Origin of the sequence: Actinoallomurus sp. CA-150999, from assembly GCF_050942425.1 — a bacterium.
GTDB lineage: Bacteria > Actinomycetota > Actinomycetes > Streptosporangiales > Streptosporangiaceae > Actinoallomurus.
On sequence record NZ_CP192063.1, the window covers coordinates 3,134,335 to 3,158,399 of the forward strand.

Here is a 24,065-nt window from a genome sequence, read left to right on the forward strand (position 1 = left end):
ACGGAGACGGGGGAGACATCCGCCGAGGCAGGAGGTCTGAACGCTCCTCCTCACGGCCGGTCAGGCTCCGGAACGTTGTAACGTGACCGAAACATGGACGCGGCACACTGATACGAGGTCAGAGTTGTCGTCGCAGGTTGCTAAGGGGATCTAGTTTTGGACCGTCAGCAGGAGTTCGTGCTCCGCACGCTTGAGGAGCGCGACATCCGCTTCATCCGGCTGTGGTTCACCGACGTGCTCGGATTCCTCAAGTCCGTCGCGGTCGCGCCCGCCGAGCTGGAGCAGGCGTTCGCCGAGGGCATCGGTTTCGACGGATCGGCCATCGAGGGGTTCGCCCGCGTCTATGAGGCCGACATGCTCGCCAAGCCGGATCCCTCGACGTTCCAGGTGCTGCCGTGGCGCGCGGAGTCGCCGGGCACGGCCCGGATGTTCTGCGACATCCTCATGCCGGACGGCTCGCCGAGCTTCGCCGACCCGCGCTACGTCCTCAAGCGCACCCTCGGCCGCGCCGCCGACCTCGGGTTCACCTTCTACACCCACCCCGAGCTGGAGTTCTACCTCCTCGGCGACCGCCCCGACGACGGCAGCGAGCCGTCGACCGTCGACTCCGGCGGCTACTTCGACCACACGCCGCACCGGGCCGCGCACGACTTCCGGCGCAACGCGATCATGATGCTGGAGTCGATGGGCATCTCCGTCGAGTTCAGCCACCACGAGGGCGGTCCCGGCCAGCAGGAGATCGACCTGCGCTACGCCGACGCGCTCACCACGGCCGACAACATCATGACGTTCCGCCTGGTGATGAAGGAGGTCGCGCTCGAGCAAGGCGTGCACGCCTCCTTCATGCCCAAGCCGTTCACCGACCAGCCCGGGTCCGGCATGCACACCCACATGTCGCTGTTCGAGGGCGACCGCAACGCCTTCTACGAGCCCGGCGCGGAGTTCCAGCTCTCCAAGATCGGACGGGCGTTCATCGCCGGGCTGCTCCGGCACGCGGCCGAGATCACCGCGGTCACCAACCAGTGGGTCAACTCCTACAAGCGCCTGTGGGGCGGCGTCGGCGCGTCCGCCGGCGCCGGCGGTGAGGCGCCGCCGTACATCTGCTGGGGCCACAACAACCGCTCGGCGCTGGTCCGCGTCCCGATGTACAAGCCGCAGAAGGGCCACGCGACGCGCATCGAGTTCCGCGCGCCCGACACCGCCTGCAACCCCTACCTCGCCTTCGCCGCGATCCTGGGCGCGGGCCTGAAGGGCATCGAGCAGGGCTACGAGCTGCCGCCGGGCGCCGAGGACGACGTGTGGGCGCTGACCGCGGCCGAGCGCCGTGCGATGGGCATCGAGCCGCTGCCGCAGAGCCTCGACGAGGCCATCGCGGCGATGGAGCGCAGCGAGCTGCTCGCCGAGGTCCTCGGCGAGCACGTCTTCGACTTCTTCCTGCGCAACAAGCGTGCGGAGTGGGAGGACTACCGCCGCCAGGTCACCGAGTACGAGCGCCGCCGCTACCTCTCGGTGCTGTAAGCGCTGCTCAGCTCTCGCCCGACCCGGAGACCAGTTCCAGCGCGACGGCGACCCCGGCGGCCCGCCGTTCCTCGTCCGTGATGTCGCCTTCCTCGAAGGCGAAGTGCGCGACGTTCAGCGTGAAGGGCGCCATGGCCGACTTGAGCTGGTCGGTCAGCGGCGCCTTCGGGTCGACGAGCAGCTCCCGCAGGCCCTTCATCCGGGACTTGAGCTTCTCGCCGACGGCGAGGTCGCGCATGGTGCCCTGGTTCTCGTGCGCGAAGCGCATGATCCCGGGCCCGCTGCCGTACAGATTGTCGGCGTATCGGCGGACCAGCTCCTGCCGCATCTCCCGGGTCGCCGGCTGTTCCCGGCCCCAGGCGATCAGCTCGTCGAGCCTGCCCAGGTGATCGTCGAACAGGCTGACGATGATGTCTTCCTTGGTCTTGAAGTGGTAGTACAGCGCCGCCTTGGTCACGTTGAGCCGCTCGGCGATCTCCCGTAGCGACGTCTTCTCGTAACCCTGTTCAGCGAACAGCTCGAGCGCGACCGCCTGGATCCTCGCCCGGGTGTCGCCGCGGTGTTCGCCCATGATCAATCTCCACTCAAACTAACTTGACGACCGGCTAGTTTGTAGCTTACCGTACGGCAAGTAAGTTTCACTAGCCGGTCGGCAAGTAAGAACCAAGGCCATCAGAGAGAGGCTACCCATGTCGGGGACGAAGACTGCGGACTCCGCGCCACCGGGCGCGGCCGAGTCGAGAAGCGCGCGATCGATCTACATCGCGATCATCGGCCTGATGCTCGGCATGTTCCTCGCGATGCTCGACAACCTGATCGTCGGCACCGCACTGCCGACGATCGTCGGTGATCTGGGCGGCCTCAGCCATCTGGCCTGGGTCGTCACCGCTTACACCCTCGCCACGGCGGCCGCGACGCCGATCTGGGGGAAGCTCGGCGACCTGTACGGCCGCAAGGGCATGTTCATGGCGTCCATCGTCATCTTCCTTGCGGGATCGATGCTGTCCGGGCTGTCGCAGAGCATGAACCAGCTCATCGGGTTCCGGGCGCTGCAGGGCTTGGGCGCCGGCGGCCTGATGGTGGGCGCGTTCGCGATCATCGGTGACCTGGTTCCGCCGCGGGAGCGCGGTCGCTTCCAGGCCATCATCGGCGGAATGATGCCGATCGCGTTCGTCGGCGGCCCGCTGATCGGCGGGTTCCTCACCGACCACCTCAGCTGGCGCTGGACCTTCTACGTCAACGTGCCGATCGGCGCGGTCGCCCTGCTCGTCACCGGCCTGGGCATGCGCCTGCACACGCCGCACATCAAGGCGAAGATCGACTTCATCGGCGCGTTCCTGCTGACGGTCGGCGTCGTCTCCCTCACCCTCGTCGCGAGCTGGGGAGGCACCCAGTACGACTGGGGGTCCGCGCAGATCATCGGCCTGGCGGTCACGTCGGTCGTCGCCCTTGTCCTGTTCGTCTTCGCCGAGGCCCGCGCCGCCGAGCCGATCCTGCCGCCGCGGCTGTTCCGCAACCGCAACTTCACGGTCGCGCAGATCCTCAGCTTCTTCGTGGGCGCGGCGATGTTCGGCGCGGTCAACTTCCTCCCGTACTACATGCAGGACGTCCAGGGCGCCTCGGCGACGACGAGCGGCCTGCTGCTCCTGCCGCTGATGTTCGGCATGCTCGTCGTCATGCTGACCACCGGTCAGCTGATCGCCCGCAACGGCCGCTACAAGCTGTACCCGATCATCGGCGGCGCGATCATGACCGCGGGCATGCTCGTCCTGCTCATGCTCAAGGTGGACACCAGCACGGCGATGAGCTCCGCCCTGACGCTCGGCGTCGGTCTCGGCATGGGCTTCATCATGCAGAACACCACGCTCATCACCCAGAACAGCGCCGAGCTGCGGGACATGGGCGCGGCGAGCGGCTCGGTCACCCTGTTCCGTACGGTCGGGGGCTCGCTCGGCGTGGCGCTGTTCGGGTCGATCTACACCAACCGCCTCGAGCACACCGTCGGTGACCGGCTCGGCGCCGAGGCCGCCCACAAGATCTCCTCTGGCGGCGCCCACCTGACGCCGGCGATGCTGCACACGCTGCCCGCGCCGGTACGGGAGGCGTTCGAGGCCGGTGTCACCAGCGGCCTGCACGGGACGGTCATCGGCGGAGCGGTCGTCGCCTTCGCCGCGTTCATCGTCGCCTGGTTCGTCCGCGAGGTGCCGCTGCGCGGCTCCGGGCCCAAGGGCTCGAAGGAGCAGGCCGCCGAGACCATCGCCGAACCGGCGATCTGATCTCGTCCACGACAAAAGGGGGTTCCCGCCAGGGAACCCCCTTTCGCTACTCCGGGACTCCCGTCAGCCGGGGAGCGTGCCGAAACGCGCTTTGGCGCCGAGGCCGAACGCGCTCGCCTTGATCAGTTTCGTTCCGGTGCCGATCCCGGACGCGGTGCCGGGCGTCACGGCGATGGCTCCGGCGAAGTCGTTCAGGCCGGGGATACCGGTGACGAGCTCGGCCCGGCCGTCGCCGTTCACGTCCGTGAGCGCGATCGAGAACCCGAACCAGTTGTTCTGGTTCGGCGTGATGCCGGCCTTCGTCTCCGTGAGGGTGCGGACGTTCGAGGACGGGCCGCTCGCGGAGCCGAGACGTGTCGCGACCAGGTCCTCGGGACCGTCCTCGGGTGACAGGCCCGACGCGATGTCGGCGTATCCGTCGCCGTTGACGTCCCCGACCGCGACCGGCTTGCCGCCCTCGCTGCCGGAGGTCCCGTGCGCCTGGTCCATCCCGTTCTTGGTGCCGGGATAGACGCGGTAGCCGCCACCGTCGAGCCCGCCGATCACGACGTCGCCGCGGCCGTCCTTGTTCAGGTCGCCCACGGCGACCCCGTACGTCTCGCCGAGCTCGATCGTCGGGCCGACCTTCTTGCCCAGCCCCTTGGCCGAACCGGCGAAGACGCTCGTGACGCCCTCGTCGGCCGGGTCGTCGTAGTACCAGCTCACCGCGAGGTCGGCGTAACCGTCACCGGTCACGTCGCCGGACGCGACGTTGTGGACGTGGCCGTCCTTGCCGGGGCTGATCCCCACCGCGCGCGGCTTGGCGGACGTGGTCCCCGGCACGACCCAGATCTTCGTGCCGTCGATGGCCGCGATGGCGAAGTCGGTACGGCCGTCCTTGTTGAAATCGCCGGCCGTCAGCGTGTCGCCGCCGACCGAGTCCACCGAGACCGCCTTGGTCGACAGCCCCTTCTTGGAACCGAAGACGATCGTGAGCGAGCCGGCGTCCTTCTTCTTCCCGATGTCCTCGCCGGGCGCTCCGATCGCCAGATCGGAGTAGCCGTCGCCGTTGAAATCGCCGACCGCGAGCGCCGAGCCGAAGTGGTCGCCCTTCTCGGCGGTGCCCGGCACGCCGGCGCTGTTCTGGCTGATGACCTGGCGCCGCGCCGTGCTGAGCCCGTTCTTCGAGCCGTACGCCACCGCGACGGCGCCCGCCTTCGCGGCCTTGCCGACGGTGGCGTCCGGCGCGCCGATCGCCAGGTCGGGGTAGCCGTCGCCGTTGAAGTCGCCGGGCTTGGCCGCTTTCACGGTCGCCGAGACGGCGCTCCGCGTCACTGTCGGCCGGCCCGGTGCCGCCAGCGCCGCCGACGCGAGGCCGACCGTGACGGCTGCCGCCACGGCGGCCGCACTTGTGGTGACTATTTTCACCAAGCATCCTCCTCGTGAAGGTTTCTCATGAATTAGGTGACGCGCTGCCCACGACGATGGTTCGGGAGCGCTCGTGATTACCTTTCTTCGTGAGCGAACGCCGTACGGAGACCACGACCGCCCGGCTGGCCCGGCTCGGGATCACGGACGTCGCCGAGGCCGAGCGCCGCCTGACGGGCCACGGGCTCGGCGACGGCCTCCTCGACGCCCTCGGTGCCGCCGCCGACCCGGACCTGGCCCTCGCGGGCCTGCTCCGGCTGCTGGAACGGACCGATGTCCGGGACGAGCTGACCGCCGACCCGGACGCCCTCGGCCGGCTGATCGCCGTTCTCGGCGTCAGTGCCGCGCTCGCCGACCACCTCGTGCGGCATCCCGGCCACTGGCGGGTCCTCACCGGCCCGGCGGCGCTCCAGCGCCCGACCGCCGACGACCTGCGGACCGCGCTGCTGGACGCCGTCGGCGCCGATCCGGCCGACCCCGCGCCACGCGCCGGAGAGCCGGACGCGATGATCGCGCTCCGGGTCGCGTACCGGCGGGCACTGCTGCACCTGGCGGGCCGCGACCTGACCGGCGCCGCGGACGTCGAGGAGGTCGCCGCCGAACTCGCCGACCTCGCGGCCGCCGCGCTCGAGGCCGGCCTGGCCATCGCCCGCGCCGAGCTCGGCGAGCAGGCCGACACGTGCCGGCTCGCGGTGATCGGAATGGGCAAGTGCGGCGGGCGCGAGCTGAACTACGTCAGCGACGTCGACGTCATCTTCGTCGCCGAGCCCGTGCCCGGTCAGGACGAGACGGCCGCGCTACGGGCCGCGACCCGGCTGGCCTCCGGGATGATCCGGGCCTGCTCGGCGAGCACCGTCGAGGGCGCGCTGTGGGAGGTCGACGCCGCGCTGCGCCCGGAGGGCAAGGCGGGACCGCTCGTACGGACGCTCGCCAGCCACCGCGCCTACTACGAACGCTGGGCCAAGACCTGGGAGTTCCAGGCGTTGCTGAAGGCCCGGCCGGTCGCGGGGGACCGGGAGCTGGGCGAGGAGTACGCCGCGACCCTCGCCCCGCTCGTCTGGCGGGCCGCCGAGCGGGAGAACTTCGTCGAGGACGTCCAGGCGATGCGCCGCCGGGTCGAGGAGCACATCGACCCGGACAAGGCGGGGCGCCAGCTGAAGCTCGGCCCCGGCGGGCTGCGGGACGTGGAGTTCGCGGTCCAGCTGCTCCAGCTCGTGCACGGGCGTACGGACGAGGGCCTGCGCGGGCCGAACACGCTGATCGCCCTCAAGAAGCTGTCCTGGGGCGGGTACGTCGGCCGGGCCGACGCCGCCGCGCTCGCGAACGCCTACCGGTTCCTGCGGCGCGTCGAGCACCTCATCCAGCTCCACCGGCTGCGGCGCACCCACCTGGTGCCCGAGGACCCGGCCGACCTGCGGCGCCTGGGCCGGGCGCTGGGCTTTCGCACCGACCCGGTGGGGGAGTTCACGGCCGAGTGGCGGCGGCACGCCCGCGAGGTCCGGCGCCTGCACGAGAAGCTCTTCTACCGGCCACTGCTGCTGGCGGTGGCCCGGCTGCCGGGCGACGAGGCGCGTCTGACCCGGGAGGCGGCCCGCACGCGGCTGGAGGCGCTCGGCTACGCCGACCCGGACGGCGCGCTGCGGCACCTGGGGTCCCTGACGTCCGGGGTCTCCCGGCGCGCGGCGATCCAGCGGACGCTGCTGCCCGTCATGCTGGGCTGGTTCGCCGACGGCCCGGACCCCGACGCCGGGCTGCTCGGCTTCCGGCAGGTCAGCGACGCGCTCGGCACCACCCCGTGGTACCTGCGGCTGCTGCGCGACGACGTCACCGTGGCGGAGCGGATGGCGCACGTGCTGTCCTCCAGCCGCTACGCCACCGACCTGCTGCTCCGCGCGCCCGAGGCCGTCAAACTGCTGGCCGGCGACGCCGAGCTGACGCCGCGGTCGCAGGAGGCGCTGCGCACCGAGGCCCTCGCAGCGGTGGGCCGGCACATGGGCGCGTCCGCAACCCGCCTGCAACTCGATCCGGCGGCGGACGCGGTCACCGCCGTGCGCGGCGTCCGCCGCCGCGAGCTGCTGCGCGTGGCGGTGGCGGACCTGCTCGGCCGCCTCGACGTCCGCGCGACCGGCGAGGCGCTGACCGCCATCGCGATGGTCACGCTCGAGGCGGCGCTGTCGGCCGCCATCGCCAAGATCGAGATGGAGCGCCGCGCGCCGCTGCCGACGCGGTTCGCGGTCGTCGCGATGGGCCGCCTCGGCGGGTACGAGCTCGGCTACGGCAGTGACGCGGACGTCATGTTCGTCCACGACCCGCTGCCGGGCACCGAGCAGGAGGCGCCGGCCGCCGCGCACGCGGTCGCGGAGGAGCTGCGCAGGCTGCTCGCGCTGCCCGCGCCGGACCCGCCGCTGGTGATCGACCCGGGGCTGCGGCCGGAGGGGCGGCAGGGCCCGCTCGTGCGCACCTTCGACTCCTACGCCTCCTACTACCGGCGCTGGTCCTCGCCCTGGGAGAGCCAGGCGCTGCTGCGCGCGGCCCCGGTCATCGGCGACGAGGGGCTCGGCGCGCGCTTCCGGGAGCTGATCGACCCGCTCCGGTGGCCGCAGGGCGGCATCGACGACCGCGCGCTGCGGGAGATCCGCCGGCTGAAGGCCCGCATGGAGGCCGAGCGGCTGCCCCGCGGCGTCGACCGCCGCCTGCACACCAAGCTGGGGCCCGGCGGCCTGTCCGACGTCGAATGGGTCGCCCAGCTGCTCCAGCTCCAGCACGCGCACGAGATCCCGGAGTTGCGCACCACGCGCACCCTGAAGGCGCTCGACGCGGCGGCGGCGGCCGGTCTGCTGGACCGCGAGGACGCCGTCCGGCTCTGCGACGCCTGGCGGCTGGCCACGCGCATCCGCAACGCCGTCATGCTCGTACGCGGGCGGGCCTCGGACATGCTGCCGACCGAGCACCACCGCGCGCGCTCCGCCGTGGCGGGCATCCTCGGCTACCCCGCCTCCGGCGACATGCTGGAGGACTACCGACGCCACGCCCGCCACGCCCGATCCGTCGTCGAGCGCGTCTTCTACGGCGACAGCGGAGGTTCATGAAGGGTCAACGCTAGGTTAATCCCGGGCCGCGCTCAGCCTGCTATGCGGGAGAATCCGGCGCGTGATCGTTAACCGGGCCGCCGCCGTACTCGCCGTTCTCGCGCTGCTGGCCGGATGCGGCGGGGGAGGCGGGGGAGGCGGGAAGGCGCCGACCCGCCACCGGGTCGCCACGTCCGCGCCCACGCCCGCCGTCGCGGAGAACGCCCGGCCGGGCACCAAGGACTGGAAGGTCCGCAAGGCCGGCGCCGAGCACGCCATCGAGGGCTTCGCCGACCGTGTGAGCGTGCTGCCGGGCGAGTCCTTCCGGCTGTTCGTGTCGACGACCGCCAAGGGCTACACCGTCAGCGCCTTTCGCATGGGCTGGTACGGCGGCGCCCAGGCGCGGAAGGTGTGGGCCTCCCCGCGCCAGGCCGGGCAGAAGCAGGCGGGCGCGAAGACGACCGGCGCCACCCACACGATCACCGCGCCGTGGCAACCCTCCCTCACCGTCTCCACCCGGGACTGGCCCGAGGGCTCCTACCTGCTGCGGCTCGACGCCGACTCCGGAGCCCAGCGGTTCGTGCCGGTCACCGTACGGTCGGCCGGCACCGCCGGCAAGGTCGTCATCCTCAACGGCACGACCACCTGGCAGGCGTACAACATGTGGGGCGGCCGGGACCTGTACCAGGGGCCGGGCGGCTTCGACGGCCGTTCCCGGGCGGTCAGCTTCGACCGCCCCTACGACGGGAACGGCGCGGTCAAGTTCCTCGCCTTCGAACAGCCCGCCATCGCGCTCGCCGAGAAGACCGGGCTGCCCCTCGCGTACGAGACCGACAACGACCTCCACCACGACCCGCGGCTGCTCGACGGCGCCCGGGCGCTGGTGTCCCTGGGCCACGACGAGTACTGGTCGACCGCGATGCGCGACGAGGCGACGAAGGCCCGCGACGCCGGCATGAACATCGCGTTCCTGGGCGCCAACGCCGTGAACCGGCACATCCGGTTCGAGGCGACCTCCCTCGGCGCCGAGCGCCTCGTCGTCTGCTACAAGAGCGCCGACGAGGATCCGATCAAGGATCCGGCCGAGAAGACCCAGGACTGGCGCCTGTCGCCGAAGCCCCGCCCCGAGAGCGCCCTGATCGGCATCATGTACACCTGCTTCCCCGCCGACGGGGCGTGGAAGGTGTACCGGCCGGACAACTGGGTGTTCGCGGGCACCGGCGCGCGCGAGGGCGAGGAGTTCCCCGGCGTGATCGGCCCGGAGTCCGACGCGGTCACGAGGGGCGGTCCGACGCCGCGGCCGATCGAGGTGCTGGCCCACTCCACCGTCGGGTGCGGCACGTCCACGACAACCTCCGACGCGACGTACTACACCGCCAAGAGCGGGGCCGGGGTGTTCGCCACGGGAACGATGCGCTGGGTCTGCTCGATGCGCGGCAGCGCCTGCGGCCACGGCGTCACCGGAAAGGCGGCGACCTTCGTCTCCAAGGTCACCGAGAACGTCCTGCGCGCCTTCGCCGTCGGTCCCGCCGGCCGGGCCCATCCGGCACGGGACAACCTGAAAAAGATCAAGCCGGCCGGGCTCGGCGCGGCCCAGGGCGCGGACCTCGATTAGGCGCGATCCAGGTCCAGCAGCGCTCGCCGGCGTTCGAGCTGCGCGGAAACGAAGGTGTTGCCGTTGCGGGTGTCGTATCGAGCGGCCAGCGTTCGCAACGGCACCGCCAACCGCTCGGCCAGTGCGACGGCCTCGTACCGGCCCGACGGCTCGTGCGCGTGATGCCACTCGGGCAGCCGCAGCGTGATCGTCGCCGTCCCCTGTCCGGCGAGCGCCTCCACCACCAGCCACACCGCGGTGTCCAGCTCGTATCGAAGGTGATCGGTGCGTGCGCCGGCCAGTGCCAGATGCTGTTCGAGCAGCGGCAGCGCCTGAACGGCTTGACCGGTGGCGGCCAGGAAGGTCAGGTGGGGCGCGAGCTCGTCAAGTGCACTGGGATCTCCGGTGACCAGGCGAAGACCACGCCGGTGCTGAACGCCTGCCTCTTCCGCCCTTCCCTGCCGGAGCAGGGGGGCCAGCGCGTGGGCGAGTATCCACTCCCGCATCCCATCGCAGCTGCCGTCGAATGACGGCGCGGTGTCATCGAGGACCGGCTGGGCCGCGGCGAGCGCCTCCTCGTCGTGGCCGATGGCCAGGAGCCATTCCATGACGCCCGCGGCTTCGCAGGTGTCGCAGTCGTACAGACAAGACCTGTTCGAGTTCATCACCTCCTTGTCGCGAGGCAGTGACCGCCAGGCCGCGAACATGTCCGCCGCCCGGTCGAGGTCGCCGACGCACATGAGGACGTACTGGCCCCGTTCCAGCATGCCGCGGGGCGGATACCCGGCGCGGCGATGGCGCTGCGTCAGATCGTCGAGGAGCCGGTCGATGTCGATCCGGGAGATCTCCGGAAGGTGAGGCATCTTCTGGAGAATGGAAATGGCGATCTCCAGCAGACGGCCTCCGTAGAAAGCGGGCAGCTCCGACCCCCTGCTGTCGAAGGTCGCCAGGCACCAGGAGAGTGGTACCAACGCCCGCTCGACGAGATGCAGATTGCCCAGCACCCCGGCGAGCTGGATCCGGAAACGGAAGCCGTGCCGCAGGTCGCCGATGCTGTCGGCCAGGGATATGCCTTCCTCCAGCAGGGGCACATGGCGCGGCAATGACTGCCCGTTCCACGGCAGGTCGCGATGCGCCTGCCACAGGGTCTGGATCCGCTCCTGTGCGGTCACGGCCTCGGCTCCTCGGGTTGTTCCACGAGCCCGATGACGACGTCGTTGAGCAGCCCGAGCTCGAGCTCACGCAGTGTGTGGTGCCCCAACAGCAGTGCCTGCAGGTACAACAGCTGAACCGCGCGGCGGACACGTGCGCCCCCGGCCGCGGCCGCGCCGGCCTTCGCCTCGGCAGCGGCCTGGGCTTGGGCCTGGGCGGCGAGGGTACGCACGACCGGGTTGTTCAGGTTGAGGAGGAGCCGCGTCGCGGGAACGCGGGGAAGCCCGCCGGACATCGCGTCGAGCACACCGCCCCAGGGGCTTTCACCCGGTGTGAACATCTCCCGGGTGAGGTCGAGCTCCCGGTGGAAGCGACCATCGCTCGTGGTGATGTACATGGCGGGAAGGTTGTCCGGCGCGAACGCACGCGCCTCCACGGCACAGCCGAGCGGTTGCAGCGTCAGGTCCGCGGTGCGCACCAGGTCGTGCACCTGCGCGCGCTCCTCAAGGGTGAGGCCGGCGAACGTGTCGGCGACGTCGGTCGGGTCGAGCTCGGCGATGCCGAGTTCGGGCCGCACCGACGCGAGGCGTTCCAGGAGGTCGGCGAGGTGGACGTAGCCGGCGTTGACCACGCAGCGTCCCTGAGCGGCCGCGATCGGCGCGATCTGGCGGAAGTCGTCGACCCGGCGGAGGAAGCGCAGTTCGCCGAACCGGCGAGCGTGTTCGCCAACGGTCATCTGCCCGAGGGACGTCTCCAGCGGCAGCCAGTCGGCGAACAGGCGGAGGCATTCGGTGTCGTGCACGGCGAGTGCCGCGATGCTCTCGTGGTGCGTCCTCAGGATGGCTTCCAGCCGATCGGGCCGGATGCGGGCCAGCTCGACGAGATGGTCGCGCACGCAACGCCCCAACTGCTCGCGTACGGCATCGAGCCGTTCGTCGTCGCGAAAGCCGTCACGGGCCGCAGTGGGTTGCAGGTCGTCGGCATCGACCACGCAGCGCACGAAGAACGCCCAATCGGGGAGCAGCCGATCGGCGGACTCGGTCAGCAGCATGCGCCTGAGGTACACGCGGTGGGTCTGCCGGTGCGCCGGGACGGCGGTGTACGGCAGTACGAAGGCCACTCCCCGCACGCCGTCGGCGTGCAGGTGGATCACCTCGAGCGGGTCGAGATCGAAGACCCGCCGGGCATAGCCGCGCGCGATGGTGCGCCGCTGCTCCAGGGAGGCTCCCTCGGGCTCCCACGGCGGTGTTCCCTCCCCGGTGATCTCGTGCACGTCACCGGTGCCGTCGTGGAGGCGAACGGGCACCGGCAGCAGCTCGCCATAGTGCCGGGCAAGGCCGAGCACGTGGTCGCGCGCGACCTGATGCGCACAGCCCGGCCGGGCACGCACGTGCACACGGGTGCCCGGAGTGAGGTCGGCGTCGAGGACGGAGGTGTCGTAGGTGCCGTCCGCCCGTCCTCGCCAGCGCAACACCGGGGAATCCGGGGCTGCCGCCGAGCGGGTGATCACGGTGATCTCGTCTGCGACGAGGAAACAGGCGAGCAGGCCGATGCCGAAGCGGCCGATGAAGTCGGCTGGTGGTTCCAGGCCATCGGGTCCGACGCGCTTGGAACTGCGCCCGATGGTGGCGAGCAGGCTGTGCAGCTCGGCCTCGGTGAGCCCGATGCCGTTGTCGGTGACGATGAGTGTCGGTGGGTCGCCGTGGGACTCGCGCACCTCCAACTCGACCGTGCCGGCGTGCTCGGGCTCCAGAAGGCGGCGAGCGGAAATGGCGTCGACGGCGTTCTGGAGCAGTTCCCGCACGTAGACATCGGGGCTGGAGTACAGATGTTGCGAGAGCACCTCGACCAGGCCTCGCAGGTCTACCTGGAACGTGTGGTCGGTAGCGCCGGTCAGCGACACGTCGTCAGAGCCTTCGGTGCGGTATCGGAGGGCAGGTCAAGATCACGCCGATTGTAGCCACGGTGCAACGGGCCGGTGGACGGCTTGAAGGCGCCGGTCCGGTGCGGCTCTGAGGAACGATCTGAAGCCGGGCGTCTTCAGGCGGTCGTCGACGTGCCGCCCGTGTCGGTGGAGAAGACGCGGGCGGCCGGGCCGAGCCGGGGGATGATCATCCGTACCGTGCGCGTGGCCGCGTAACCGGCGCCGAGGGTGACGACACCGCCGATGGCGTCGAGCATGTAGTGGTTCGCGGTGCCCAGGATCACGAGGACGGTCGCGACCGGGTAGCAGTAGGCCAGCCACCGGAACCTGTTCGGCCGAGTCACGTCGGCGATGGCGATCGCGCACCACAGCGACCACCCCGTGTGCAGCGACGGCATCGCGGCGTACTGGTTCGACACCGAGGCGATCGGCGAGGCGCCGGACTCGTACAGGCCGCCGGAGTGGAACAACTGCACCGTGTCGACGAAGCCGGGAACCATGCGCGGCGGCGCGAGCGGATACAGCCAGAATCCAATGAGGGCCAGCACCGTCGTCGCGAAGATCAGTCGCCGGTAGAACACATAGCGTTCCGGATGGCGCAGGTAGAGCCAGACGAGCACGCCGATCGTGAGGACGAAGTGCAGGCTGGCGTAGTAGTAGTTCGCGCTGACCCCGAGCCACCGCACATCGGTGAAGAGCCGGTTGATCGGCAGCTCGACGTTGAGGTGCAGCAGCCCCTCGAGGTGGAGGATGTCGTGCCCGCGCTGAAGCGCCGCCGTGTGGTTGGGCGGCACGAGATTGCGGACCAGGGAGTAGGCGCTGTAACAGAGCGCGATGAGCAGAATCTCGCGGTAGAACCGGGGGCGTTTCGCGGTCTGCCCTTCCGCGCGCGCCCCCGTCGTGTCGCCCGTGGCGACTGGCGCAACGGCCGACCTCGACATGATCCCCATGGTCTCAGATCGAATCGGGTGAGCCGTCACTATTCCTTGTCTTGTTTGTCACTTTGTGATCTTTCAGTCGTCCGGTCACGGTCATCTTGAGATGCGGGAACATGCAGGTGGCCAGCGCACCGGCCGTGATCACGATGCCGACCGCCGCGTCCAGCAGGTAATGATTGGCGGTCGAGAAGATCACCAAAATTGTCACAATTGGGTAAAGGGTCGCGATCGCTCGTACCCATGGACGGCGCGAAAGCGTCACCACCGCGACCGCGCACCACAATGCCCAGCCCGCGTGCATTGAGGGCATTGCCGCGAACTGATTCGTCAACGAACCCGCCTGTGGCGACGAATACAGGCCGAACGTGTGCAGTGCCGTCACCGGGTCGATGTAACCGAGACCGCTGAGGAAGCGCGGCGGCGCCAGCGGGTACACCCAGAAGCCGATCAGCGCGATCCCCGTGGCCACCATGAGGGAGGTGCGCAGCCGGCGGAAGTGCTGCGGCCGCCGCCGGTAGAGCCACACGAGCACCGTGAGCGTGACGGCGAAGTGCGCGGTGGCGTAGAAGTAGTTCGCGAGCCGGGCCAGTGACGGCTCCCGCATCAGCCCGTGGTTGAGGTTCAGCTCGACGTCGATGCCCAGCGCGTGCTCCAGCCGCAGGATCTGCGTCGCGTGCGCGTACGCCGCCGGCTCGTCGTGTGGGATCAGCAGCCGGACGAGCGTGTACGCGCAGTAGAACGCGGCGGCCAGGGCGATCTCCCGCCACAGCCGCAGCGACGACGGCGCCGAGGACGGAGCGCTGGGCGGCCGGCGCGTGGGATGAGGGCGGGGGGCGGCGAGCTGGGCCATGATGTCAATCTTGGACGAGCCGCACCATTCTGTGATCATCTCCAGGAATGGTCTGTGACTCGGCCCAGGAGAGTACGGGCCTAGTCCTCAGGGGGGATACCGGCCGCTATCGGTCCCACCAGATCGTGACCAGGGTACGGCCGATCGTGCCGGGAAACGCCACGCGCCCGCCCGGCGGGCACGGATCCACGCCGAGCTCGAGCAGCGCCGCCGTCACGTCGTCCGTCCGCTCGGGCGGCAGGCCGAGGCGACGGCGTACGCGCTCCGTGAGGGCGGCCAGGTCGGGGTAGCCGCCCCATCCCTGTTCGTCCACCCACGTCTCGCACTCGGGGCGCACACCGGCGGCGCGAAGCGCCTCCACCGCGTCGTCCGCCGTCGGCGGCGCGGGCCGCGCGACGCCGTGGAACCTCTCCCACAGCGGGCTCAGCGCGTGCTGCGGATGCCGCTCGGGGATCTCGATGACGACCCGGCGGCGGGCGTGCCCGGTGAGCGCCGCGGCGAACGGCGCCAGGTCCGCCGCGCCGTACAGCACGTGATGGCAGACGACCACGTCCGCCGGTGGTACCTCGACCTCCGGCCACGAGCCGCGTACGGTCCGGACCGGCACCCCTGCGCTCTCGGCGTTGCGGCGCAGCGCGGCCAGCAGGTGCTCCTCACGGTCGACGCCGACGATCAGACCGGCGTGCCCGGCGAGCGGAAGTGAGGCCCCGCCGGAGCCGCAGCCGACGTCCAGCACGGTGCCGCGATCGGGCAGCGCCTCGCACTCCCGGGCGAACGACCGGCTGCCGGGCGGCACGGTGGTCTCCGCGTCCGCCGACCGCGCCTCCCGGCGCACGCGAGGCCCGCCGGAGGCGTTCCACGCGACGACGGCGCGCCGCCACCGCTCGAGGCCGTCCACGCCCACACGATACGGCCCCGGCGGGTCAGGACGGGTCGGGCAGCACCTGCACGGAGGGGGTCTCCTCACGCAGCGCACGGCCGACCGTGCAGTGGTTCTCGTGCACGCGGTGCGCCACGTCGGCGAAGACCTGCGCGGCCTTCTCGTCCCCCTCAGGGAGCTCCACGTCGTACGTGACGGTGATCGTGCCGAGCTTGGTCGGCGCGACCTTCTCCGCCGCCACGGTCGCGGCCAGCCTCACCAGCCGGTGGCCGCGCTTGGCGGTCAGCGGCTCCACCGTCACGATCTCGCAGCCGCCGAGCGCGGCGAGCAGCAACTCCACCGGAGTGAAGACGCCGTCCTGGCCTGCGTCGCCGAAGGCGACCTCCGCGCCGCGGTCGTTGCGGGCGACGAAGCCCCCGTCATCCGTGCGCTCCACCCGAACCGAAGCCATGGCCCCTCCTCTGCAGTCGCTGGTCACTAACCATGGTCCCCGGTGAGTTGTTCCAGCCACGTACGCGCCTGGGCGATGTGCGTCTCGGTGAGCCCGTGGAGCGGATCCACCGGGACGATGAGGTACGGCCCCAGCCCGGAGTCCTCGGCGAGCACCTCGGGGACGTCGGGCTCATCCTCCAGCCACACGAACGGCCGCTCGCCGACCCACGAGGCCACGTGCCGGGCCTTCCACGCCCCGAGCGAGAACTCCGGGTCATGCCGCGGGATCGGAACGTACCGCAGCTGGGGAAGCCCGACCCGCGGGCCGATCCAGTCGTTGGCCGCGTCCGTCCAGTAGCTCGCCCACACGATCTCCGCGCCCGTGTCCGCCGCGAGCCTGGTGAGCAGCGGCCCGTGCGCGGGGTTGAGCAGCAGCCGGTAGACGACGCCGTTCGGCGAGGCACGGTACCGCTGATAACCGGGGGAGCGTTGTAGAGGGTTGAGAACACCGTCCACGTCCAGAAGCACCAGCGGCGTGTCCATGACTTCGGACGCTATGCCAGTCGCCCCGGTCTGGACCAGTGCCCGCCGAAAGAACAATTGATCAATTCCCCAGCGACGCCGGGAGGGGGCGAGGCAGGCCGTCCTCATCGAGCGGGTTCACCGCTTCCTCGCGGGCTCACCGAGGCCCTCGCGTGGGCCTATCGCGTCCGTCGCGTGGGCTTATCGCGGCCCTCGTGTGGCCGGAAGATCGCGAAGGCGTCCTCCTCGGTGCACCGGGCGTTGAGGCAGTAGTCGGCCCATGCTGCGGCCTGCTCGAAGGTCGAGTCCGCGGCGATGCGGGCGGCCGCCGCCTCCACGTCCAGCAGGGTGCGCCGCAACTCGACACCCGGCCCGAGCAGCGCCCAGTGCGCACCGGCCCGGCCGTACGGCATGCCGGCGCTCCCCGGGTTCACCACGAGCCGGCCCGCGGCGAGCCGGGTGAACGGCATGTGGGTGTGGCCGCACACGACCGTCGTGACCGCGGGATCGACATCGGCGAAGACCTCCGCCCACCGCTCGACGCCCGAGTCGACCAGCACGACCTCCGCGTCGTCCCGGGGCGTGGCGTGGCAGAACAGCACATCGCCGAGTCCCTCCACCGGGAGAGTGAGAGAGGTCGGCAACCCCGCCAGGAGGTCGACCTGATCGTCGCGGAGGCTCTCGGCGGCCGATGGGCCGATCGGGTCGGGGATCGACATTCGCAGCCCGCGCCGGTACTCGACGAGTTCCCGGTCGGCGTTGCCCCGGATCCAGGCCACCCGGTCGCCCAGGCCGACGAACAGGTCCACGACCTGGGCCGGTTGCGGCCCGCACGCGATGTCCCCGGTGAGCACGATCAGATCCGCGGCCGCAACATCGGGTTCCGCCAGGACCGCCTCGACGGCGGGCAGCACACCGTGGACATCGGAAAGCACGGCCACACGGTTCACCATGCCCCCAGTATCCAGGGCCCAAGATCGCGGGACGGCCGACGAGGCTCGGCGTCGTAGCGCCGTGGATCGTCGTTGCTGGAGGCACGACAAACCGCGGCGAAAGCTCGCGGAGATGGCGCCGGAGCCGATCCGGGTGGTTCCTCGAGGTACTCGGCGATGAGCCGTCGCAGCCGGGCCGTCGTGCCCGCGGACCGAAGGCGGCCGACGATGGGCGCCTCGAGCGCCTCGCGGAGCGAGGTCATCTCGTCGGCGACGCTCACTCCGGCCCCGCCTCGGAGACCTGTGGCTGCGCCACACCACCGGCGACCATGGCGAGCTGCTCCTGCAGTGCCTCGTCCAGCCGCTCCGCCGTCGCTCGCATGACGGTCGGCCACACCCCGGCCCCTGAGTCGAGCCGCGTCGCGATCCAGTCACCGGTGCGCTCGTCGCCGACGTCGCAGTACCGCCGCCCCCGCCAGAGCTTCCAGCCCCAACTCCACTTCGTTCGCAGCTCGATGAGCTGCGCTTCGTCACCCGCAGTCATGAGACGGACACTACGCTTTCCTGTATACACCTGTCACCTCATGTATATCGATAGGTGCACCTGTTGAGCATTGTCGCAGGTCAAATAGCGTTGTTACCCATGGAACTTGATCCGCTCGGACCGATGCCGATCTACCGGCAGATCGCTGCTGTGATCGCTGAGCGCATCGATAACGGCACCTATCCGCCGAACCGGGCGATCCCCTCAGAGGCGAAGCTCTGTGAGGAGTTCGACGTGTCGCGGAAGACCGTCCGCGCCGGCCTGACGCTCCTCATCGATGAGAAGCGGCTTCTTCCCGTCAAAGGCAAGGGCGTGTACGTCGTCGACCGCCAGAACAGTGACGTTGAGGGCGCTTGAGCCGGGCGGCACGGGCGGCGTCGTACCGCCGTGGAATGTCGTTGCTGGAGGCACGAGAAATCGCGGCGAAAGCTCGCGGAGATGCGAAAGGCCGCCGGCCGGACCCTGGACGGACAGTCGGCGGCTTCACCGAGCCTGGCCCAGCGCCCACCGACATCGCATCCACCTCAAGCGACCGGGCCACGGGGGAGCAGGTCTGGCGCCCGGCCGATGCCCGCGCCGGCCTGGTGTTCACGGCCTGGTGTGCCGCGTACGCCCACGCCGATCACTGGGGCCAGGACCAACGGATCCATAAGAAACCGACCTGCCGCCCAGAGGGCGACAGGCCGGCCATTTGTAGCTGTTGGCTAGGCGTGCTTGCCGCTCGTGCAGATCCACGAGTCTCCGCGCTGCTCCATTGGCTCTCCACACTGCCCGCAGTTCATTCGGGTACCCCTCTCGTTTGAGGTCCTTCGCCAGATGGCTCACTGGCGATACATACCGTGCCTCTTCAGCCAGGGGCGGCAAGCCGGTGTGAGCAGGGTCATACCTGGAGCGCCTCGCGGAGCGGGCCATCTCGTCGGCGACGCTGGCAACGCTTGAGCCGGGCCCGCAGACCGGGCGATTCCGCCGTGGATTGTCGTTGCCGGAGGCACGGAAGACCTCGGCAAAAGCTCGCGGAGATCGGTTGCTCCTCTCACGACTCCGGTCGCAGGGCTTGGGCCGGCCGGCCGCCTCGGCGTCCTGAAGTACGTCGGCACGTTGGAAGATCGCCCGGCCGCCTGCGGCGACGATGCGGCGAAGCGTCTCCGCGCCGCCTGCCTCGTCGAGGTCGGTGAGGCAGGCGGCAGCCCCCTCGGCCGCGAGGCGTTCACCGATCGCCCGCCCGATGCCGACCGCCGCTCCGGTGACGACGGCGACCTTGCCGTCGATGACCATGTGCCCCTCCATCGTCTTCCACACGCGTCTGCGGAAGAGTCTGATCGCCGCGTGGTCAGGCGCTCTCGGCGTCGGTGCGGATCAAGCCTGGACCCGCGTCGATGACCGAGTCCCCGGGGGCGATGTCGTGGCCGTTCTCGCAGCGTAGTACGGCGTGTACGGGGGCGCCGCAGTCCCGGTGGCGGACGATCACTGGCGGTCCCTGCTCGTCGGTGGCCCAGGTGTCGCCCCATTGCCGCAGCGCCATGATCACGGGGTACAGGTCGCGGCCCTTCGCGGTCAGCCGGTAGGCGGAGCGGGTTCGCTGGCCGGGCTCCCGGTAGGGGAAACGCTCCAGCAGTCCCGCGGCGGTCAGTTCCTTCAGGCGGGCCGCGGTGGCGGGCTCGCCGATGCCCACCCGCCGCGCGAAGTCGTCGAATCGGCGCGTGCCGAAGAACGCCTCCCGCATGATCAGCAGCGCCGACTTGGTGCCGACGACCGCCAGCGTACGGGCGATCGAGCAGTTGGCCATGGACCAGGCGTCGCGGTCCTCCAACAGGTCACTCATGTCTTGATCTTAACCTGACTTGTGTGGATATAAGCCAGGGTTGTAGCGTTGCAGCTGGCTTTCGTATGCATTAGCCAGGTGGCCGTGCGGGCCGCCCGAACATGTCGAGGAGAACGCACATGACTGCGATCGAAGGTTCTGTCGCCCTGGTCACCGGAGGCCGGCGCGGCATCGGCAAGGCGTTCGTCGAAGAGCTGCTGGCCAGGGGGGCGAAGAAGGTCTACGCCACCGCGCGCGAGCCCGGCCCGAGCCACGATGAGCGGGTAGAAGTCCTCGCCCTGGACGTCACCGACGACACCTCGGTCGCAGCCCTGGCCGAGCGCGCCCGGGATGTCGACACGGTCTTCAACAACGCCGGTGTCCTGTACCGGGCACCACTGCTCACGTCGGACATCACGCAGGTCAAGGAGATGTTCGACACCAACGTCTTCGGCCCGCTTCGGATCGCCCAGGCGTTCGCCCCGGTGCTGGCGGACAACGGCGGCGGCGTCCTGGTCGACATGCACTCGCTGCTGTCCTGGTCGGCCGGAGGCGGCGGCTACGGAGCCTCCAAGGCAGCCCTGTGGTCCCTGACGAACTCCCTGCGCATCGAGCTCGCCGCGCAGAACACGCAGGTCGTCGGCGTCCACCTGGGCTTCGCGGACACCGACATGGTCGCGGCCATCCCCGTCGAGAAGATCTCCGCCGCCGACGTCGCCCGCATCGTCCTGGACGGCGTCGAACGCGGCGACAGCGAAGTGCTCGTCGACGACGTCACCCGCAAGATCAAGTCCGTGCTCTCCGGCCCCGTGGAGGGCCTCAGCATCGGCATCGGCCGCTGACCCGCAGCGCCCTCAGCGCTCCACCCGACCTGGGAGAGAACAATGCCGCTCTGGCACGTCTACCACCCGCCCGGCACCTACACGCCCCAGCAGAAACAGCAGCTCGCCGATGACATCGCCGGGTTCTACACCGGCCGCGGGCTGCCGAAGTTCTACGTCGTCACGCTCTTCCACGAGATCGACGCGTCCTCGTTCTACGTCGGCGGCGAGCCCTCGCGGAACGCCGTGCGCTTCGTGATCGAGCACATCGCCCGGCACGCCGAAGACCCGGCCGGGCGCAAGCGGACCGGCGAGGCCCTCGCCCGGCTGCTCGCCCCGCACACCAAGGACCGTGGCCTGTACTACGAGTTCCACGTCGACGAAACGCCCCGGGACCTCTGGATGACGGACGGAATCGCGCCGCCCCCGTCGGGGAGCGAGGCCGAGCGGCACTGGGTGAGGGAGAACCGCCCGATCCCCTACGGACCGGACGGCGAAAGGCCGCCGACCGCGTCCTGAACGGACGGACGGTCGACGGCCTCACGCGGACGTCAGTGCCCCAGGCGATCGCCTGAGAGTCGATCAGACGTCGTAGTACAGCTCGAACTCGTGCGGGTGCGGGCGGAGCCGGATCGGGTCCAGCTCGTTCTCGCGCTTGTAGGCGATCCACGTCTCGATGAGGTCGGGCGTGAACACGCCGCCCTCGAGGAGGTAGTCGTGGTCGGCCTCGAGCGCGTTGAGGACGGCCTCCAGCGAGCCCGGCACCTGCGGGATGTTGCGGGCTTCCTCCGGCGGCAGCTCGTACAGGTCCTTGTCCACCGGCTCCGGCGGCTCGACCTTGTTCTTGATGCCGTCGAGGCCGGCCATCAGCATGGCCGAGAACGCGAGGTACGGGTTGGCGGACGGGTCCGGCACCCGGAACTCCAGGCGCTTGGCCTTGGGGTTCGACCCGGTGATCGGGATGCGGACGCAGGCCGAGCGGTTGCGCTGGGAGTAGACCAGGTTGACCGGCGCCTCGTAGCCCGGGACCAGGCGGTGGTAGGAGTTCACCGTCGGGTTGGTGAAGGCCAGCAGCGACGGGGCGTGCTTGAGCAGGCCGCCGATGTAGTAGCGGCCGATGTCCGACAGGCCCGCGTAGCCGACCTCGTCGTAGAAGAGCGGCGAGCCGTCCTTCCACAGCGACTGGTGGCAGTGCATGCCGGAGCCGTTGTCACCGAAGATCGGCTTGGGCATGAAGGTGACCGTCTTGCCGGCCGCCCGGGCGACGCTCTTCACGATGTACTTGTAGAGCATCAGCTTGTCGGCCATCGCCAGCATCGGGCCGAAGCGGATGTCGATCTCCGCCTGACCGGCCGTGCCGACCTCGTGGTGCTGCATCTCGGTCTCGATGCCGCACTCGATCAGCTGGCGGACCATCTCCGAGCGCAGGTCGGTGAAGTGGTCCATCGGCGGCACCGGGAAGTAGCCGCCCTTGTACCGCGGCTTGTAGCCGAGGTTGCCGCCCTCTTCCTTGCGGCCGGTGTTCCACGCGCCCTCGATGGAGTCGATGTGGAAGTACGACTCGTGCTGCTTCGTCTCGAAGCGCACGTCGTCGAAGATGTAGAACTCCGCCTCCGGGCCGAAGAAGGCCGTGTCCGCGATGCCGGTGCCGCGCAGGTAGTCCTGGGCCTTGCGGGCGACGTTGCGCGGGTCACGGGTGTACGCCTCGCCGGTCAGCGGGTCGTGGACGAAGAACGTGATGTTCAGCGTCTTGTGCTGGCGGAACGGGTCGACCACAGCCGTCGACGGGTCCGGCAGCAGCAGCATGTCCGACTCGTGGATCTCCTGGAACCCACGGATGGAAGAACCGTCGAACATCAGCCCGTCGGTGAAGACGTTCTCTCCGAAGTTCTCCACCGGGAACGTGAAGTGCTGGGTCGTGCCGGGCAGGTCCGTGAACCTGACATCGACGAACTGCACCCCTTCGTTCCTGATGTAGGACAGGACCTCTTCGGCGCTGTTGAACATCCAACCTCCTTGGGGCGCTTTTTTGCGTTTAGAACGCTAGGTGCCCGCCGTTTCCGAGCCGTGTCCCATGTGTTTCGCGTGTGTTACGGCGGGCCTGGAATCGGCCCGCCGGGGTTGCCCGGATAACTTTGAGGGTATGAGTGAACGTCGGCGCTCGGCCGGATCATGGATCGAAGGGGCCCGCGCGGCGGGCGTGGACCTCGGGTACCCGGGCGAGCGCCTCGGCCTTCCCCGCGAGGGGGCGGGCTCCGTCGCGGGGTACGGCCGCCGGCTGGGGGCCCTGGTGATCGACTGGCTGATCGCGCTGCTCGTCGCCGCCGTCCTGGCGGGCGCGCTGCACTGGAGCGCGCAGGCCCGCAGCCTCCTCACGCTCGGGGTGTTCGGCGTGCTGACGTGGCTGCTCACCGGCCTCATCGGCACGACGGCCGGCAAGGCGCTGTGCGGCCTGCGCGTGGTCCGTACGGACGGCCGTCCGCTGGGCCCGCTCTGGGCGTTCGTGCGCGCGCTGCTGCTGGTGCTGGTCGTGCCCGCGCTGATCTGGGACCGGGACTACCGCGGCCTGCACGACCGTGCGGCCGGCGGCATCGTCGTGCGCCGCTGACCTAACGCGTGCGGGGCTTGGGGCCCTTCGGCACGCGGGCGCCCTTCGGGATGGGGCCCTTGGGCATCTGCATCGCCTGCGGCAGCGCGTTGAGCCGGTCGATCAGCTCGCTGACCTGATCCTTCTTGAGGTTGCGCGGGAGCCTGGTCAGGTGGCGCTGCAGCTTGCTGATCGGGATCTGGCCCTCTTCCGAGCCGACCTGGATGTCGTAGATCGGCACCTCGGAGGCGGCCCGGGAGATGCGCTTCTTCTCGGCGCCGATGAGCTTGCCGACGCGCGAGGGCGGCCCCTCGGCGAGCAGGATCACGCCCGGCTGCCCGATGACGCGGTGCACGACGTCCATGTTGCGGTTGGCCTGGACGGCCGGGGTGACGACCCAGCGGCCCCGCATGTTCTCCACGAGGGACGCGGCCGCGCCCGGCTGCCCCTCGATCATGGAGTACTGGGTGCGCTGCGCCATCTGACCGAAGATGATCATGCCGACGGCGATCGCGACCAGGACGCCCAGCGGGATCATGAAGAGGGCCTGGCCGAGGACCAGCCCGAGGACCACGAAGAGGACGAGGGTGCCGATCGCCGCCGCGAAGACGATCGGCATCGCCTTCGGGTTGGCTTGGTGGACCAACGAGGCGACCATGCGGATCTGCTTGAGGCGACCGGGGCGCTCGTCCTGCGCGCCGTCCTGGGGCTTCTTTGCCATGGATGGAAGGATACGAGGGTTCGGGTACCGAGTCGAAAGCGGGCCATGCCGGTCGTTAACAAATTTCGATCCAGCCACAGGACCCGTAAAGCGTTGAC

Annotated in this window: 23 protein-coding genes; 8 read left to right on the forward strand and 15 right to left on the reverse strand. The window is 70.1% G+C overall.

Going from position 1 to position 24,065, the window contains the following annotated elements:
- Positions 1-156: 156 nt before the first annotated feature.
- Complete coding sequence (gene glnA, locus ACQP2O_RS14885) at positions 157-1,518, forward strand: type I glutamate--ammonia ligase (protein WP_433184430.1); 1,362 nt, start codon at positions 157-159, stop codon at positions 1,516-1,518.
- A 7-nt stretch (positions 1,519-1,525) separates the two neighbouring features.
- Here glnA (ACQP2O_RS14885) and ACQP2O_RS14890 read toward each other — a convergent pair whose 3' ends face one another.
- Complete coding sequence (locus tag ACQP2O_RS14890) at positions 1,526-2,089, reverse strand: TetR/AcrR family transcriptional regulator (protein ID WP_433184433.1); 564 nt, start codon at positions 2,087-2,089, stop codon at positions 1,526-1,528.
- Between the two features lie 118 nt (positions 2,090-2,207).
- On the opposite strand from ACQP2O_RS14890, the gene ACQP2O_RS14895 reads away from it, so the two are divergent.
- Positions 2,208-3,794: an MDR family MFS transporter gene (locus ACQP2O_RS14895; RefSeq protein ID WP_433184436.1), complete on the forward strand. Its 1,587-nt coding sequence runs from the start codon at positions 2,208-2,210 to the stop codon at positions 3,792-3,794.
- Positions 3,795-3,857: 63 nt separating this feature from the next.
- Here ACQP2O_RS14895 and ACQP2O_RS14900 read toward each other — a convergent pair whose 3' ends face one another.
- Positions 3,858-5,201: an FG-GAP-like repeat-containing protein gene (locus ACQP2O_RS14900; RefSeq protein WP_433191025.1), complete on the reverse strand. Its 1,344-nt coding sequence runs from the start codon at positions 5,199-5,201 to the stop codon at positions 3,858-3,860.
- 89 nt (positions 5,202-5,290) lie between these two features.
- On the opposite strand from ACQP2O_RS14900, the gene ACQP2O_RS14905 reads away from it, so the two are divergent.
- Together ACQP2O_RS14905 and ACQP2O_RS14910 are read left to right on the forward strand one after the other, a co-directional pair.
- Complete coding sequence (locus ACQP2O_RS14905; protein WP_433184438.1) at positions 5,291-8,290, forward strand: bifunctional [glutamine synthetase] adenylyltransferase/[glutamine synthetase]-adenylyl-L-tyrosine phosphorylase; 3,000 nt, start codon at positions 5,291-5,293, stop codon at positions 8,288-8,290.
- A gap of 61 nt (positions 8,291-8,351) precedes the next feature.
- The gene (locus ACQP2O_RS14910) at positions 8,352-9,884 is read left to right on the forward strand and encodes a N,N-dimethylformamidase beta subunit family domain-containing protein (protein WP_433184441.1); all 1,533 of its coding nucleotides are present in this window, start codon (positions 8,352-8,354) and stop codon (positions 9,882-9,884) included.
- Here ACQP2O_RS14910 and ACQP2O_RS14915 read toward each other — a convergent pair.
- The 9 genes from ACQP2O_RS14915 to ACQP2O_RS14955 all read right to left on the reverse strand — a co-directional run bounded on the left by ACQP2O_RS14915 (position 9,881) and on the right by ACQP2O_RS14955 (position 18,037).
- Complete coding sequence (locus tag ACQP2O_RS14915; RefSeq protein ID WP_433184443.1) at positions 9,881-11,035, reverse strand: hypothetical protein; 1,155 nt, start codon at positions 11,033-11,035, stop codon at positions 9,881-9,883. The genes ACQP2O_RS14910 and ACQP2O_RS14915 overlap by 4 nt on opposite strands.
- Positions 11,032-12,918, reverse strand: a complete 1,887-nt coding sequence (locus ACQP2O_RS14920; protein ID WP_433184446.1) for an HSP90 family protein — start codon at positions 12,916-12,918, stop codon at positions 11,032-11,034. Before ACQP2O_RS14920 ends, ACQP2O_RS14915 begins: the two co-directional genes overlap by 4 nt.
- 137 nt (positions 12,919-13,055) lie before the next feature.
- Positions 13,056-13,880 carry a phosphatase PAP2 family protein gene (locus ACQP2O_RS14925; RefSeq protein WP_433184449.1) on the reverse strand — a complete coding sequence of 275 codons (825 nt, stop codon included), beginning with the start codon at positions 13,878-13,880 and terminating at the stop codon, positions 13,056-13,058.
- Positions 13,881-13,893: 13 nt separating this feature from the next.
- Entirely contained in the window at positions 13,894-14,766 is an 873-nt protein-coding gene (locus tag ACQP2O_RS14930) for a phosphatase PAP2 family protein (RefSeq protein ID WP_433184451.1), read from the reverse strand.
- A gap of 67 nt (positions 14,767-14,833) precedes the next feature.
- Positions 14,834-15,625 carry a class I SAM-dependent methyltransferase gene (locus ACQP2O_RS14935; protein ID WP_433184453.1) on the reverse strand — a complete coding sequence of 264 codons (792 nt, stop codon included), beginning with the start codon at positions 15,623-15,625 and terminating at the stop codon, positions 14,834-14,836.
- Positions 15,626-15,650: 25 nt separating this feature from the next.
- Positions 15,651-16,058 (reverse strand): OsmC family protein, encoded by a 408-nt coding sequence (locus tag ACQP2O_RS14940; protein WP_360902854.1) that lies wholly within the window; start codon positions 16,056-16,058, stop codon positions 15,651-15,653.
- A 26-nt stretch (positions 16,059-16,084) separates the two neighbouring features.
- Entirely contained in the window at positions 16,085-16,582 is a 498-nt protein-coding gene (locus ACQP2O_RS14945) for an HAD domain-containing protein (RefSeq protein WP_433184457.1), read from the reverse strand.
- A 158-nt stretch (positions 16,583-16,740) separates the two neighbouring features.
- Positions 16,741-17,514: a metallophosphoesterase family protein gene (locus ACQP2O_RS14950; RefSeq protein ID WP_433184460.1), complete on the reverse strand. Its 774-nt coding sequence runs from the start codon at positions 17,512-17,514 to the stop codon at positions 16,741-16,743.
- A 256-nt stretch (positions 17,515-17,770) separates the two neighbouring features.
- Positions 17,771-18,037: a hypothetical protein gene (locus ACQP2O_RS14955; RefSeq protein WP_433184462.1), complete on the reverse strand. Its 267-nt coding sequence runs from the start codon at positions 18,035-18,037 to the stop codon at positions 17,771-17,773.
- Between the two features lie 99 nt (positions 18,038-18,136).
- On the opposite strand from ACQP2O_RS14955, the gene ACQP2O_RS14960 reads away from it, so the two are divergent.
- Positions 18,137-18,394, forward strand: coding sequence for a GntR family transcriptional regulator (locus tag ACQP2O_RS14960; protein WP_433184465.1), 258 nt, complete (start codon positions 18,137-18,139; stop codon positions 18,392-18,394).
- A gap of 231 nt (positions 18,395-18,625) precedes the next feature.
- Here ACQP2O_RS14960 and ACQP2O_RS14965 read toward each other — a convergent pair whose 3' ends face one another.
- The gene (locus ACQP2O_RS14965) at positions 18,626-19,324 is read right to left on the reverse strand and encodes an SDR family NAD(P)-dependent oxidoreductase (protein WP_433191027.1); all 699 of its coding nucleotides are present in this window, start codon (positions 19,322-19,324) and stop codon (positions 18,626-18,628) included.
- Positions 19,325-19,367: 43 nt separating this feature from the next.
- Entirely contained in the window at positions 19,368-19,859 is a 492-nt protein-coding gene (locus ACQP2O_RS14970; protein ID WP_433184467.1) for a winged helix-turn-helix transcriptional regulator, read from the reverse strand.
- A 119-nt stretch (positions 19,860-19,978) separates the two neighbouring features.
- Here ACQP2O_RS14970 and ACQP2O_RS14975 point away from each other — a divergent pair, with 119 nt between their 5' ends.
- Positions 19,979-20,680 (forward strand): SDR family oxidoreductase, encoded by a 702-nt coding sequence (locus ACQP2O_RS14975; protein WP_433184470.1) that lies wholly within the window; start codon positions 19,979-19,981, stop codon positions 20,678-20,680.
- Positions 20,681-20,722: 42 nt separating this feature from the next.
- A complete protein-coding gene (locus ACQP2O_RS14980) occupies positions 20,723-21,178 on the forward strand; it encodes a tautomerase family protein (protein WP_433184473.1) in 456 nt (151 codons plus the stop codon).
- Between the two features lie 63 nt (positions 21,179-21,241).
- On the opposite strand, the gene glnA (ACQP2O_RS14985) is transcribed toward ACQP2O_RS14980, so the two are convergent.
- The gene (gene glnA / locus ACQP2O_RS14985; protein ID WP_433184475.1) at positions 21,242-22,666 is read right to left on the reverse strand and encodes a type I glutamate--ammonia ligase; all 1,425 of its coding nucleotides are present in this window, start codon (positions 22,664-22,666) and stop codon (positions 21,242-21,244) included.
- 136 nt (positions 22,667-22,802) lie between these two features.
- On the opposite strand from glnA (ACQP2O_RS14985), the gene ACQP2O_RS14990 reads away from it, so the two are divergent.
- The gene (locus tag ACQP2O_RS14990) at positions 22,803-23,267 is read left to right on the forward strand and encodes an RDD family protein (protein WP_433184478.1); all 465 of its coding nucleotides are present in this window, start codon (positions 22,803-22,805) and stop codon (positions 23,265-23,267) included.
- A gap of 1 nt (position 23,268) precedes the next feature.
- Here ACQP2O_RS14990 and ACQP2O_RS14995 read toward each other — a convergent pair whose 3' ends face one another.
- On the reverse strand, positions 23,269-23,967 hold the full coding sequence (locus tag ACQP2O_RS14995) for a DUF4191 domain-containing protein (protein WP_433184481.1): 699 nt from the start codon (positions 23,965-23,967) through the stop codon (positions 23,269-23,271).
- Positions 23,968-24,065 lie beyond the last annotated feature (98 nt).